This window comes from Halorubrum tibetense (assembly GCF_055396225.1).
The window spans coordinates 397,919-411,762 of the sequence record NZ_AP043742.1 but is presented as its reverse complement, the minus strand read 5'-3'; the positions used below and the strand labels follow the sequence as shown (position 1 = coordinate 411,762).

The 13,844-nt window shown below is 56.7% G+C and carries 9 protein-coding genes and 1 pseudogene; 2 read left to right on the top strand and 8 right to left on the bottom strand.

Features of this window, described 5'->3' with window-relative positions; genetic code table 11:
• Window positions 1-14 precede the first annotated feature (14 nt).
• Both ACZ5TV_RS01975 and ACZ5TV_RS01970 read right to left on the bottom strand, forming a co-directional pair.
• Window positions 15-791 (bottom strand): 7-carboxy-7-deazaguanine synthase QueE, encoded by a 777-nt coding sequence (locus ACZ5TV_RS01975; protein ID WP_379778158.1) that lies wholly within the window; start codon window positions 789-791, stop codon window positions 15-17.
• The gene (locus tag ACZ5TV_RS01970; protein ID WP_379778160.1) at window positions 791-1,252 is read right to left on the bottom strand and encodes a 6-pyruvoyl trahydropterin synthase family protein; all 462 of its coding nucleotides are present in this window, start codon (window positions 1,250-1,252) and stop codon (window positions 791-793) included. Before ACZ5TV_RS01970 ends, ACZ5TV_RS01975 begins: the two co-directional genes overlap by 1 nt.
• A gap of 189 nt (window positions 1,253-1,441) precedes the next feature.
• Between ACZ5TV_RS01970 and ACZ5TV_RS01965 the strand changes: the two genes are divergently transcribed.
• Complete coding sequence (locus ACZ5TV_RS01965) at window positions 1,442-2,101, top strand: queuosine precursor transporter (protein WP_379778201.1); 660 nt, start codon at window positions 1,442-1,444, stop codon at window positions 2,099-2,101.
• A 214-nt stretch (window positions 2,102-2,315) separates the two neighbouring features.
• On the opposite strand, the gene ACZ5TV_RS01960 is transcribed toward ACZ5TV_RS01965, so the two are convergent.
• The 6 genes from ACZ5TV_RS01960 to ACZ5TV_RS01935 form a co-directional block, all read right to left on the bottom strand.
• Window positions 2,316-2,579 carry a hypothetical protein gene (locus ACZ5TV_RS01960; protein ID WP_379778162.1) on the bottom strand — a complete coding sequence of 88 codons (264 nt, stop codon included), beginning with the start codon at window positions 2,577-2,579 and terminating at the stop codon, window positions 2,316-2,318.
• A gap of 357 nt (window positions 2,580-2,936) precedes the next feature.
• A complete protein-coding gene (locus ACZ5TV_RS01955) occupies window positions 2,937-3,626 on the bottom strand; it encodes a hypothetical protein (RefSeq protein WP_379778164.1) in 690 nt (229 codons plus the stop codon).
• Window positions 3,619-6,681 (bottom strand): P-loop NTPase family protein, encoded by a 3,063-nt coding sequence (locus ACZ5TV_RS01950; protein WP_379778166.1) that lies wholly within the window; start codon window positions 6,679-6,681, stop codon window positions 3,619-3,621. Before ACZ5TV_RS01950 ends, ACZ5TV_RS01955 begins: the two co-directional genes overlap by 8 nt.
• A 1-nt stretch (window position 6,682) precedes the next feature.
• Window positions 6,683-7,537, bottom strand: a complete 855-nt coding sequence (locus ACZ5TV_RS01945) for a hypothetical protein (RefSeq protein WP_379778168.1) — start codon at window positions 7,535-7,537, stop codon at window positions 6,683-6,685.
• Window positions 7,534-8,433: a hypothetical protein gene (locus tag ACZ5TV_RS01940; protein ID WP_379778170.1), complete on the bottom strand. Its 900-nt coding sequence runs from the start codon at window positions 8,431-8,433 to the stop codon at window positions 7,534-7,536. Before ACZ5TV_RS01940 ends, ACZ5TV_RS01945 begins: the two co-directional genes overlap by 4 nt.
• Window positions 8,434-8,489: 56 nt before the next feature.
• The gene (locus tag ACZ5TV_RS01935; protein ID WP_379778172.1) at window positions 8,490-13,088 is read right to left on the bottom strand and encodes a DEAD/DEAH box helicase; all 4,599 of its coding nucleotides are present in this window, start codon (window positions 13,086-13,088) and stop codon (window positions 8,490-8,492) included.
• A 237-nt stretch (window positions 13,089-13,325) separates the two neighbouring features.
• Between ACZ5TV_RS01935 and ACZ5TV_RS01930 the strand changes: the two are divergent.
• Window positions 13,326-13,736: pseudogene (locus ACZ5TV_RS01930) on the top strand (hypothetical protein); the annotation flags it as partial.
• Between the last annotated feature and the right edge of the window lie 108 nt (window positions 13,737-13,844).

Genomic DNA, 13,844 nt, shown 5'->3' with positions numbered 1-13,844 from the left:
TCTCAGTACAATGCTCATGTTCCTGGGGCGTCATTCCACAGGTCTACGTGGAGTCGAGGGGTGTACCGATAGCCGTACTCCATCGCTAACTCGGCGACCTCGCTTCGCGTCCCATCAAGTTGCTCTCGCGTCATCCCCTCCGGCATCAACAACACGTCATCATCCGCCACTGTCGTCGCCGACGCTTCTCGTACCCGATCAACCAGGTCCGTGATCTCCGGGAGATCCGACTCGTCGGTCACGACAAACTTCAGCTGCGTCTCGTACTCGTCAACCATCCGGGAGAGCGCGTCCATGTCGATCCGATTCTGCTCGTGTTTCTCTTCCCACTCCCCGTCGCCTTTCGGGTCACGCTCCGGCGTTGGTGTGCTACTCGCCAGCTTCGGGCTGATACTCGCCAGGTCGATCGGTGCATCCCGGTAAATCGTCCCGTTCGTCTCCACCGTCGTATGATACCCCTCAGCAGCCAGTCGCTCTAAGAGCTCAACGGACTCCTCGTGAATCATCGGTTCCCCACCCGTGAGTACAACATGATTGGCCTGCTCGTGCGACCGAATTTCTTCGACAAGCGAATCGACATCGCGCCACGCCCCGGTCGGCTCCCACGACGTATGATACGAATCACAGAACCAACACCGCAGATTACACCCAGAGGTCCGCACAAACACCGAGGGCACGCCAGCAAGCGTTCCCTCACCCTGCAACGAGTAGAACACCTCGTTAATCGGGAGGCCCTCACCAGCCGCGTCAGCATCCGGTGTAGGCTCTTCGATGTCGCTAGCAACCGGCATCAGTACGACGCACAGAGCTCCCCAGTTTCACGCACTGACACCGACACGTCCGATACAGTGTCCGGGAACACATCGAGCATCCGTTCTTCAAGTAAGACACTCATCACCTCCGCTGTTGGTGGATGATCAAGAACGACGAGCGCGTCACCATCACCAGATTCCTCGAACGCGTCAACGAGCGGATCGCCCTCTTCGACAAGGAACATGTGATCCCACGCATCAATAATATCCGTCACAACACCTTTATCAACGACCCACCCCTCATCAGTGAGTTCCCCAGTCACTTCGACCGAGATCTCGTAGTTGTGCCCGTGCGGCCGCGAACACTTCCCATCATGATGTAAAATTCGATGCCCCGAGCTAATTCGGATAGGGTTATCTGCTCCAATCTGAAGTGTGCGTTGGCCTGTTTTCTCAAGCACATCCGCTTCAGATTTTTCAGTCGGTATACTCCGGGCCATATCTAGAGAATATTCGGAGAATATATAAAGATTGACTCTTGTTACTACATCGATGGAACGCCAGCACCATGCCCACTCACGGCCAACGCAAAACCACCGGAACACCAGCGGGTCAACAGTAGCCACCCAGAGCAATCCACTGCCATCCCTCACACACGTCTGTATAATCACGAGCGGTGGTGATCAGTGGTGAAAAGTGAGGATACTCGCGCGATCTTCACAGCCATCTTCGCCGGATCGGTCGTCCTCGCAAACATCCTCGCAGCCAAACTCACCTGGGTCGAACTCCCCGGCATCGGCGGCGTAGCAGTCCCCGCCGGCTTCGTCGCCTTCGGCCTCGCCTACCTCGCCTCAGACCTCCTCGTCGAATACCATGGCAAAGACTACGCCGCAACCGTCATCAATGGCACCGTCCTCACACTCGTCCTCGCATACGCACTCATCTTCCTCGCCATCTGGATGCCAACCGCCCCATTCTACGAAGGACAAGAAGCATTCGTTACAACGCTTGGCGACTCCGCATCCATCATCCTCGCCTCCGTCGTCGCCCTCGCACTCGCCCAACACCTCGACGTACGACTCTTCGCCAACCTCAAAGACCGCACCGGTGGTCGCTACCGGTGGCTCCGAAACTGCGGATCAACCGCCGTCAGCCAAGGCGCAGACACGGTCGTTTTTATTACGCTCGGCTTCGCCATCTTCCCCGCACTCGGCCTCGGTGGCGACCCTACGTGGGGGTGGGCGCTTGTGTCCATCGTCGCAGGACAGTACATTGTGAAACTGGTTGTAGCACTGATCGATACGCTCCCCTTCTACGCCGTCACAGAATTCGTCGAGCGACCCGCGTAGCTATAACCTAACCGGATATCTGAGCATTTGGTCTTGTTGAAGTCCCTTCTTCGGACAAGTTTTTACCTGAAACAGCCGATGGACGAGAGCTGCTTATGGACCGATGAAAATTCAAACAGCTCCAACAGATGTTCCAAGAATCATCAAACTATAGGGCACAAACAAGGTACCTCACAAATATGATTTAGAGCGCATTGTCAGCTCAATATGGATTTCAACCGCCTCCCCTATGTAGGCCAGTATCTTTGAGTCTTTCCGGGTCTGCAAAGGGGTTTTTACCTGATTTCCGTTCACCTCGCCCATCATTTTTGACCTCTTTCCCGATCGAGGCGGTGATACCAGACGATTCCCGGTTTTCCTGATTCTCAGTTTTTTCCTCCTTGTCGCAATTCTTTATATGATTCTCGTAATGCCGTTTGGTTGGCAACACTTCACCACAGTCATCACACTCATAATCTGTATCATCTTCAGGACACATGACGACATGTGTGTCTAATTTCGCTTGGTTCTCAAAGTTCTCCCCACAATGTTTACATTTGTGCTGACTCCGATCTCTCTTCGGACCTTGCTCCTCTTTGCCTTCCCCAGGTGGCCACTCACCATTGCATTCACTGCGATGGCTTTGGAACTTGGAGTCAGATTGGAATATCGTTTCGCAGTGTGGGCATATATTCATTATACTCAGACAACATGTGCGCACTAACTAATAATTTTACACGCCTTTGTTGAGATCCCTCGTTGTGACTGTCCTCAGTGTTTCTGTTGAATAGAGAGCGTGGACTGAGCGATTGAAGGTGTGATACTACCATCTGCTGAGGATTTCAACAAAACCTGCTCATCCTAACGTGATTGTAAGGTAATCCCCGAGGTCCGATTCGGCCAATTTCTCACGTTCTTCGGCGGAAAGCGAGGCGAGGTGAACGCTTTCGGATCCAAGTATCGACTCGACCACGTCTTCGATACCCTCGTCAGCGAGCGGTTCGATGATGGCGGACCTGGCGTCTTCGTATATACCTCTCATATCGATTCCGAACGAGCGACACTCTTCGAGTTGAGCTCCGAAATCAGAGGTTTCCTCGACGCTCACCGCCTCTCGCCAGTTCCATTCTGCTAAGAGAGAGTGTAATCCCTCAAGCGAATCGTGGTTATACACATCTATTCTCTCGTTGATTTTCACCATCGCGTTTACCTGGTTCTCGTACGAAACGAGCATCTTGTTCAAGGTCTGTTCAACGGCGCTCCGGGCCGATTTAGCTTTTTGTTCTAACTGATCGATTCCATCCTCCAGCGCATCGTATTCGTTTTCTCCGGCATGTCTCCGGGCTTCTCTCACCTTTTGAACCAACTCCGGATCTACCTCCACTTCTTGTTCAAACAACTCTTCCATAATCGCAGCTTGTAGTTTGATATCCCGGAGGTCATCGGCGACGTCTTCTAACCGTGATTCCAGGGATCGGCGTCGATACCGTTCCTGAACTCGCTTGAGATTGGCCGTGAGCGTTTGCTCCGTTGTTTCGTTACTCATAGTACTGGCTCACCTCTTGAAACGTCGGTGCGAAACGCTCTTGTCCGCTCTCGGAACTATCGGTCATCAGCTCGTCCAGATAGTCGGTCACCGAGTGGTTGTCCAATTTGAACTCCGCAAACCTTCGGTGAACTCGGTCTTGATCAGAGTGATCGAACGCTCCGATCAGACGGGCTCCTGCGACGACATCTTCTAGATCTTCCTGGCTGACCGCGTCTACGAATCCATCGAGCGTTTCTCTCAGTGCGCTTGGTATCTCGTCCCCATAGGACTGCACAAGTGTTCCGTGAATATCCTCGACTTCCGACATCGAGACGTTCTGTAACTGTGAAAGAACGCGCGCCTCATCGACGTCAACGCGACGGTTGACAACGTCGTCTTCCATCGTATTATGTAGCTTGTACATCCTGAGAGCAATCTCATAGAGTTTCGATTCATCAGCCGTGGAGAACCGAACACGGTTGTCGATGTTTTCAATGTAGGGTCTCCTGGCTAAGTTGGCCAGAACATCGTAGGGGGAATGGCGGTTCAGATGTCGTCTCACAGCAGGTACGTCGAGCGCGTTTTGCGTGACTCCTAGACGTGATCCGAGGATATTTTCCACATACTCCGCGGTTTCCATCGCGTCGGTGAATCGTCTTCGGGTGTCGTCTGGATAGATGGACAACGCCTGATTCAGGGTTTGGTCTATCTCGAAGTTTTCGGAGCTTCGATACCGTTCGTTCAGCGTCTCGGCCGTTATCTCTCTCCAAGGGTCGTCCAACACGACCAACCACGCGTAGGTCGCAACGACGAAATCATCGAACTCGAAGTTCCGTTTCTGTGCTGCCTTGCGATAGAGCACCTCGTCGCTGGAGACGAACTCGGCGACGAGTTTCGAGCGCCACTCTTCGGCGAGGCCGGCAAAGTGTGTCGCGTGCCCTTCCTGTCTCAGAAACTCTTTGGCACTGCGGGGTGAAGACTCCTCCACCTGTTGGATACCAAATCGGAACAGGTTCCGGAGTGTCGAGGCGCGGAATTCATCGAGGTCGAGCACGATCTGATACGGTTCCGGCGCGGCGCTGCTCTTACGATACACGAACGGTCGCCTCTTCCCGACGTAGTAATTGAGACCCGTGCCCGTCCAGAGGGTGTACCCGTCGGTGAGGAATTCCAGTAGCGACTTGATCCCCGATTCCATGTACTTCCGGACCTCTGCGTAATCGCCGCTTTCCGGTTCTTTGCGCCAGTCCTCAATCTGGCGTCGATGCTCGCCGTATATCTCTTCCACCACCGACACCGGCTCTCTTTCAGGTTCGTTGGGTCCATCGGAATCGTCGGAATCATCGCTCTCATCGGAATCGTCTTCCACCGGCTTCGTAACAGGGCGTGAGACGTCTCCCGCTGCGGGTACGTAGACGGACATTTCATCGTACCAAACGCCATCGGAGGCGACTCCTTCAGTCTCCTCGCTTAACTTCGGTATTCCCTCCATGTCGAACGCTTCGGCGAACGCCCTCGGTGCCCGGTAGTACTCCCGCCCATCGCGTTCAACTTCTTGGCCATACCACTGAGCGAACCGCGCGAGCGTCTCGCTGCGTTCGAGAACATCGTCCGCAACGAGTGTATCCGGAGAGTTAACTTCGTTCCGGAGGGCCTGAGCATCGGACGGTACGGACGTCGGCCCGTATGTGAACTCTTCGAGGATGTCACTCACGATGGTCACAATCGACCTTGGACGACGGTCATCCTCGTTCAGCCCCGGATTGTAGAGTCGTTCGATGAACGTCTCGTTGAACGGAAAGAAGTCGCGGAAATCGTTCGAGCACACCCTGCATTCACCACAGACAGATCCCTCAGGCGGATCGATCAGTTCCTTCTTGTCCCCCTTTGAGTTCCGGTATCGAATACTGTCGTCTCGGGATTTCGGATATGCCAAGTATGGACGGACGAAGTCCGCGACGCTGTCCTCCGTGAGAAACTCCACCTGCTTCGATCCGGGCCTGTTGGTCTGATAGAACTTGAAACGGTCCTGAGACGTCTGTCGCTTGAGTTCGCGGGTGTAGTCGGTCGTGCCCGCGATGATGAAGTCCCAGTTGTCCTTATCGTTGTCTCGCTCCATGTAATTCCGCAGCTTCTCGGCCTGGACGGCCGCGATGGAGAAGTCCTCGAAAACACAGACCGGCCGCGTATCGAACGCCTGGCCGACCTGCTTCAACAGGCTGTTCAGTGGGGGAGAGTCGTAGTTGTCGAGGAGTGCGGACCAGAACTTGTCGTTCAAGAGCTCGTACGGTTCCTTCTCTGGGTCGGGCTCAGCCTCCGCGAAGACCTCAAGATGTTCTTCGTGACCGCTCGTATAGTCCTGTTTCGTGACGAACCGGAATCCCTCTCGCTCGTCCTCGACGTCACCGTCGTCTTGGTGTCGTCGCTCGACGAGTTCGTTTAATTTCTCAAGGATGAAGTCCTCGACTGCGTTCTTCTGTTCCTTGTCGAGTTCGATGAGGTCGTAGTCGGCTTCGAGCAGTTTCAGTCCGTTGCTGACGACGACGCCCGCCGCGATCTCCGGGTTCGATTCGAGTTCGCGCGCCAGCTCCTCCAAGTTCCCGGATACTTCCAGCGGCTCACCGATTTCGCGCTCGTAGAACTCTGGGACGGTCTCCGTGAGCATCGTCAGGAGGTCGGAGTCCTTGTCGACGCGGAGGACTGGACGGTCGTGATCGGTCCGTAGCGCGTGAGTGAGATACGCGCAGAGCTCGGATTTCCCGGTCCCGACGGGGCCCTCTATGACAACGGTGAAGTTGTTGAGAGCATCGGGATCGAACTCGTCGATGATGTCGTCCTCTTGGACGGGCCTCGGATCCGCGGAGTTCTCTCCGAAACTCTGCTCGAACACCGTGATTGGGTGGTGTGTGAACTCGAAGATATCGGGATATTCCCCGCTATCTTCCGCTCCGCTCGCACGCAGTGCCGCGACCCTACTGAACAACCGGTTGAATCGCGTCTTGTCGAGTACACCGAGGTGCGGACAGGATCCCACTTCTGAGTCGTCAATCTCCAAGTTGGATTCGGTGCTCACGTTACCTCACCTCGATACTGTTCGCGGCCTGGTCCATCGTTCTCGGTGTCGGCACGTTCGAGAGTCCGACTGCGCCCGCGTCGCCGGCCTCGACGAGTCTGATCGCGTTCGACCTGCTGAGGAACTCGAACGACCGTGCCAGAATCTCTGGTACGGATCCGTCGTCGGTCAATCCGATTCGAAGGTAATTCTCCCGCATCCACTCGAAGTATTCACGGATCTCGATACGGGGATGATCGCTATCCCCCGGTGCCGGGTCGCTCAGCTCTTTAGTCGCAAGACGCATCGTCGAATGCAGCAGCCATGGATCCGGTGAGGTCGCATAGTCAGTTCCTCGTATCTGTCTCACTAAACCGAGGAGGTCGGCCGTACGCGTCCAGTTCGTCAGCTTGTCCGTGTTCATGTCGTTGCGGTCTCCCTGTCGGTCATCTGGGTGGTAATCCAGCTCACGCTGAAAAGTGTCCATGTCGTCCGCAACGGCCTGATCCTTCCGATTGAAGAATTGAGTGTTCGATTCTACGAGGTACTCGAAATTCACGAGAAGGGCCGACTGTTTCCCCCAGTCGTCTGAAGCCGGCCGAGCCTCCTGAGAGAGGTTATGTAGGACCGATAACTGAAACGCCCTCTTTTGATCGATTCGGTCTTCCACGGGGAGGTCAATCGCGCGATACCGGTCGATTTTCTCGACGAGTCTCAACAATAGTAGTCCGGAGAGGGCGTTGGAGATCTGGTTTTCAGAGAGGCATGTGTCTTCTTCAATCTCCTCGACGGTCCCGTTGCCGCTCTGCACGGAACGGTACACGACCGGCAACGGTGTTGCGGTCTGAACCGCGTTGAGGATATAGCCCTCAGTCATCGTCCCACTTCATCTAACCAGCGGTACAGCCGGCGTTCCAGTGTATGCGACCGGGATTCGAGGCGTGATCTCGTCTCTCTCGCATCCGTCGCAGTCGTGTGATCGATTCTCGTGGCGTGCGCAAACACGTTCGAGTCTTCGAGTACCTGTTTATTCAACATTTCCGTGATCCGCCCCGCCGTTTTGTTGTCCCACTCAACCCGACGCCGTACCCACTTGGCGAACTCGCTCACCTCGTCCGCCGTGAGGGGCGACGAGCCGAAACTCTGGTCCCGGTTGAAGATCCGGCACAGCGCTTCATACAGTGGCAGGTACGGTGCCTCGTTCAAAACCTCGAAAAGCCCTTCGCTGCTGTTTACAGTCGATCCGCTGACTTGCTGATACAGGATCGCATTGTCTTGGAGGAACAGGTTTCGCGTGTCCGAGAGGGGCATCGTATAGCCAGCCTCCGTGTAATGCTCCTCAAAGGTGTCGTAAATCTCCTGATAGCTACGCGTGATCACGTTGTGTTGATCCCGTAAGGGCCGCTTCGCGCCTTGTATTTGGAACTTCCTCTGGTCTGCGCAGATTGCGAGGCGGCCGTCACCGGTCCGTGGGACGGTCCTCAGCATCGCTATCGAATCCGGGGTGTGCTCCTCGTAGTTCTGGTTAGTTATCACGCAGGTCGGTGCGTCAAGTGTGTCCATGTTCTCGATGTGAGTGTGAGAGTGCCCGAATAGTGTGTACGTGTCCGTTCCCGCCAGCTGGCTCCATGATTTGGGATAGGTGAATACTTCGTAACCGAGATACGACATGGCAGGCAGCGCTCGGAGCTGCCGGTGTGACCGGGTCGCAGAAGAGTCGTAAATAAAGACGTGGTCTTGTTGAAGCCAGTACCGCAGCGCGTCAAGACCCATGGTTCCCTCCAATCGTCACCTCATTAATATGTGCTGGTACAGGACCCATTATCAGCTCAGTCATCAACGAAGTCACGAACCAGCTGTTTGTCCAGTAGGTCGTTTTCTAGATAGAAGGCCGGCGTCCGCGGGAGAAGGAGACACTCCTCGCAGTACGAATAACAGTTTTCACACGCCAGCACCTCCTTGACTTCCGGGAGTATCTGAGATCGGAGAGTCTCTGCCACCTCCCAGGCGACGCCGTTTCCGCCCGAGCGACCGTCGACGACCGTCACAGTCAACGATTCGTCGTCGATACTCGACCTGACTTCGAAGTCGTCGAGTTCGACGTTGACCGATACCGCTATCGCCCGCTGTAGCGCCTGTTCGAGGCTCACCATCAACACGGCCCACGGTACGTCTTCGCCGGACAGGTCCAATCGTTCAGCGACTTCCGACTTGTCGAAGTCGAACTGGATTCCCGTCGATTGATACCGCCGACCGATCGGTGCGTACTCAGTGTCGTCACGGCCGAGAGACGCTTCTGAGCGACGGACATCCACCCCGCTACCGCTCGCGTGGCGGCGTTCGTACGCGTACACGAACTCCGTGAGGTTGAACGCGCCCTCCGTGATCTCCGCGGGTAGTTTGAAGACGGGTTCCGACTCGATGGTCGTGTCCGGAGTGGGAGTCAATTCCGTGTGTTTCGTCTGTAGGCCCCTCGTGTTCCAGTACTGTTCCCCTTTATACGCCGGTCGGCAGTGTACCGACGAGACCTCGTGGATCGGGGTCCCCGTCAACTCGCTCCCGCAGTGCGGACAGTCCCCCAAATCTGTGGCGTAGCTCTGATAGGGCCATTCGCAGTCGTCGTCAGTACAGATCCGGAGTTCGGTGAGCCGCCGCCCCGCCCGAACGTCCTCAACCAAGTAATCCCGGCCACCCATCGAGAAGACGGCACCACGGCCGTTCTTTTGTCCCGGAAACATGTCGTAGAGACGTCCGGTACTCTCGAACCGAATACTCCTATCGTAACCCGTGAACGTCACGGGGAACTGATGGCCGAAGTCGCGGTAATTTGCGAGGTAACCCAGCTGTCTGAGCCACGCGTCGAGTCGGCCGTACTCTTCCGTGAGGTCCTCCACCGTAACCGAATCCCCGTCTGTGTTCCGAAGCGGTTCGAAGACCTCGTCCACGCGGTGAGAGAGGCTTACCGTCCCCTCCGAGTGGAAGACGTCGTCGAACACTCTGACACCGTCTTCACCGAAGACGTCCCTGATGTGGTCCCGCAGTACCGATTCCCTGTCTCCGGTGATCACCGATTCGAGTTCCGCCAGTTGTCCCTTGACCCTGTCGACGAATTCGTCGACATCGATATCGTCGTTCTGGACGCTGTAGGTCCGCTCGTAGACGTTCGAACTGTGGGGGTTCCGTGCCATGTGCCCCATGACCTCCGTCACTACGTGGCCGGCGACCAGCTGTTCGAACTCGTAGGCGGGAGGCACGCGGACCGGTTGGAATTCGCTGAAGAACCGAGTGAGGTCTTGGTAGAAGTGGTTATCGACCGGGTGTCGGCCGCGGATCGCCGTGAGCACGAGCGACGAACTCCCTCGTGACCGGCCGGTTCGACCGCTGCGCTGTACGTAGTTCGTCAGCGTGGGAGGCATTCCGACTTGAGCGACCGTGTCCAGCGTCCCGATGTCGACGCCGAGCTCCATAGTCGGAGTGGAACTGACGACGTTGATCTCGGGGTCGTCCTTCCGGAACCCTTCCTCGATGATCCCGCGGACCGTCGCCGGGATGTTCCCCTTGTGTATACCGACAGTGACGAAGTCGATTTCGTCGCTTCGAAGCGGGCGTGTGATATCGTGTGCCCAGTGATCGAGTGCCCAAGGACTCTCGTCATCGACCTCGGCGTATCCGTCTCCTTCGTAGTCGCCGTCTTCGACTTCGTACCTTCGGAACGTCTCCAGGTCGTCACCGCATTCGAAACAGGTGTCTCCCGGACCCTCCCCCTCCAAAGCCGGGAACGCTGCGTGACAGTTCGTACAGAACGCGACGTGTGTCAGCAGCCGAAGGTCCGTCCTGTCTTGTTTATGCCGTCGGACGAACACACCGGACCGAACGGAGAAATCGTTCGGCAGCGCGTCGGAGGAAGATATCTCTTCTCGCTGTGCGTTGATGTAGTCGATGGCGGCTCGCCGGTCTTCGTCCGAACCTGCACCGTTTTCGATTTCGAGCTGGAGTGACTCGTAGTCCTTTTCGTGAATGACGCCCGCGTCGAGAAACTCGAAGAGAAATTCGTCGACGATACCACTGATTTCCCGAGTGCAGTGCGGGAGTTTGTTCCGGACCTTCTGGTGTACCTTCTCCCGGGGAAGCGCTCCGATCTCGACTCCGCTCTTTGTGAAGCCGACTGACTCCGACGAGGCAAGTACCTCCCAGAGCGTGTGACCGACGAGCAGTTCAAACGCATCGCCCGCCGACTCGTATAGTACGTCTGAAGTCACCAGCGTGCTATCGAACAGGTAGCGACAGTTGTAGAGGTCGGCTTTTTTGCTCACATCGTCCTGTAGCTGTTCGATCATGTTGTACGCAGACCCGGTCGAGGAGAGGGATCGGTCGAAAAAGGGCTCCCAGTACTCCTCTCGGAGCCGTTTCGACACCGATCTGTATGCCCCTAATCGCCCTCCAACCCCGCCTCGCCGCTTCAAGAAGTCGACGTACAGGGTGGCAGCCATGAGTCCGTACTCCGTCTGCTGGATCTGCTTTGCGACGCTCTCAGCCGACGAGTGGGAGTCCGAGAAGACGAGGACCTTCTCCGAGGGGGCGACCCGGCACATTTCGGACAACATGAATGAAAGCAGGGTGCTAGTCGGCACCTCGACGTCGGTGACGCTGACAGTGTCGTCACAACCGGGACACCGCTCGACCGGTCCGGCCCCGCCGAAAGGAACGAGCTCTGCCGCGGTCTCGGAGTCCTCGGAATCGGGTTCTTCGCCCTCGTCCTGACGGACAAGGAACGGATGGTCGCAGGTCTCACAGAAACGGAGTTCCTCGATCCGTGATCCACACTCCTTACAGACGTCTGTGCGGGAGAGAGAACGACACGAGGGACAGTGATACACCTTCAGCGGCGGCTTGAGGAACGAGTGGTACTTCTCGGTGACGACGCCGGCCAACCGGCCGAATCCCAAGACAGTGGCGATGTACTCCTCGGGGTCTCCTGTCGTCCGCCCGTCGAGGAAATTCACGAGATCGTCGTAGTGTTTGAACTCGACGTTACCCATCGTGTCCGAGTCGAACCAGTCGGCGACTTCGATAACCTCCGGAACGTGTTCTACTACGAACTCGTACCAGTCGGTCTCAAGCCCCGCGTCGCCCAAGACCGACTCATGGAGATCGGCTCTCGTTTCCTCGTCACTGAGTAGCTCACCAGGTCGGCTGTGTGACGAATTCATTAGCCCTTCTCCCACGGCGTCTTCCAGCGCGGATGTCAGCCATAGCTCATCGCTGGAGAGGGTCAACGGATCTTCCTGTGAGATCAATCCGACCTCCCGTGCCGTGGCTAAGGCGGACCGAAGCTCCGGATGGGCGTTTCTTAGCTCGGACGCCGAGGGTGATTCCACATGGACATACAGGAGCGTGTCCAGGAGCTCCTCCAGCGTCGTTGGAGTCAAGCGGTCGAATTCACCGCCTTCCGCCGCCGGTCGCTCCCGGGCCGTGAAGTCGATAACGTTGATATCGTCTTCGGGTTCGCCAGTGAGCGTGGACGCGAGCTCGCCGGGGTTCCTGATCGTCGCCGAGACGAGGGAGACCTGTGGGTCTGACGGCCCGTAGAAGTGGGAAAGACGGTCAACGAGGAGGCGAACTGCCGCGCCCTTGATACCGCGCCAGACGTGAGCCTCGTCGAACACGATGTGTTTGACCGGATGGTCTCCGACTCCATCTCCGAACACCCCGCGCACCTCCTCGCTTCGGTTCACGAAGGCATGATCGATCGCCTCGGGATTTGTCAGCAGGATATCCGCACCATCCTCAACTCGGTCCCGCGTGACCTTCACCCACGGATAGCGCCGGCCGTCGGCCTCAACGACACCGTCTGCCCCGATTGTCAGCTTTCGTCCCGTCTGTGGGCATTCTAGGCCTCTGACGTAGGAGCCCGGCTCGATTTCCCGCTCTCTGTCGCCTACCGTTCTCGCCGTGTCACCGTCCCATATTCCGACCGTGACGCGGTCCGAGTGGTCCTTCGAACGATTGATGACGTGGAGATACCGGAGGAGTCGGTTGAGTTGATCCACGGCGAGGGTCTTCATCGGGTAGACGACAATCGCCTTCGTTCCTTGACGATCCCCTTGAATACAGTCATTGAGAACGGGAAGCAGGAACGCTTCCGTTTTCCCAGCCGCCGTCGGAACGGTGAGGATGTTGGCGTTAGAGTCCCGATCGATGGCTTCGATCATTTCAGACTGATGTCGGTAGAGATGTCCCGTTTCGTCGCCGCCGAACAACTCCTCGACGACAGCCTCGACGACTTCGTCAGCGTAGCTGTATCCTTCCAAGAGTTCTGTCGCCGGAACCTCCGCAGGAGCGGGTGGATCGACGAACTCGACGTACGGTCCCTTCGTCTCGATCAGATCGTTCCGAAGAAACCCGTCCGCGTCGTCGACTCCGTCCATACGGGTTACCTTGGTGAGGCTCCGATTCCACCAAGTGATCTCCGACGCGCGATCGAGGGCCGAAGAGAGAGTGTCCTGAGGGGTTTGCATCGCGGGTTACGTCAAGATCTGTCGACGTGTACATAAACCTGTAGTCCGATTCCTGACGGACACCGATAGACTGCGGCGGGGGAAGATACTTACACCTGACCGATCCAATCAGACTCAGACACTCGATAAGTGGGACGGACTATCGGAATGAAATTTTATGATCGCAACTCAAACCCGGACCGAATCGACGACGAAGTTGAGCCCCTGATCAGCGCTCTCCTTCGGAACAAACAGCTCTTCGGCGAAGACGCGTCCGGTTCCCCGCACGTCACCGAGTCGCTGAAGTACAAGTCGGAGCCACAGAAGCGACGGCAGACCAGCGAATACGCTGGGGGAAACGAATTCGTCGAGGACATCAAGCAGATATTCGGGTTCGAACCACTGGATTTCCAGGTCAAATCCTGGGAGCTGATCGACGAACTCTCCTCGCGCCGCCAGCGACAGAATCACTCTCAGGCCGCGATTCTCTCCGCACCGACCGGATTCGGAAAGACGGAGGCTTTCCTTGGCCCGATTTACCAAATGCAGCAGGAGAGTCGCTCGGGCACGACAATCATCGTTTACCCGCGCCGCGCGCTGCTTCAGAACCAGTTCGAGCGGATACTCGAACACCTCCACCAGATCAGAGACGGCGGACGTTCCCCCCTTTCTGTTGGGCTGTACATG

Excerpts from the sequence above, each read along its gene's own strand:
- ACZ5TV_RS01935 (WP_379778172.1), bottom strand. The coding sequence starts at position 13,088 with ATGGACGGAGTCGACGACGCGGACGGGTTTCTTCGGAACGATCTGATC.
- ACZ5TV_RS01960 (WP_379778162.1), bottom strand. The coding sequence starts at position 2,579 with ATGTGTCCTGAAGATGATACAGATTATGAGTGTGATGACTGTGGTGAA.
- ACZ5TV_RS01970 (WP_379778160.1), bottom strand. The coding sequence starts at position 1,252 with ATGGCCCGGAGTATACCGACTGAAAAATCTGAAGCGGATGTGCTTGAG.
- ACZ5TV_RS01945 (WP_379778168.1), bottom strand. The coding sequence starts at position 7,537 with ATGACTGAGGGCTATATCCTCAACGCGGTTCAGACCGCAACACCGTTG.
- ACZ5TV_RS01975 (WP_379778158.1), bottom strand. The coding sequence starts at position 791 with ATGCCGGTTGCTAGCGACATCGAAGAGCCTACACCGGATGCTGACGCG.
- ACZ5TV_RS01940 (WP_379778170.1), bottom strand. The coding sequence starts at position 8,433 with ATGGGTCTTGACGCGCTGCGGTACTGGCTTCAACAAGACCACGTCTTT.
- ACZ5TV_RS01955 (WP_379778164.1), bottom strand. The coding sequence starts at position 3,626 with ATGAGTAACGAAACAACGGAGCAAACGCTCACGGCCAATCTCAAGCGA.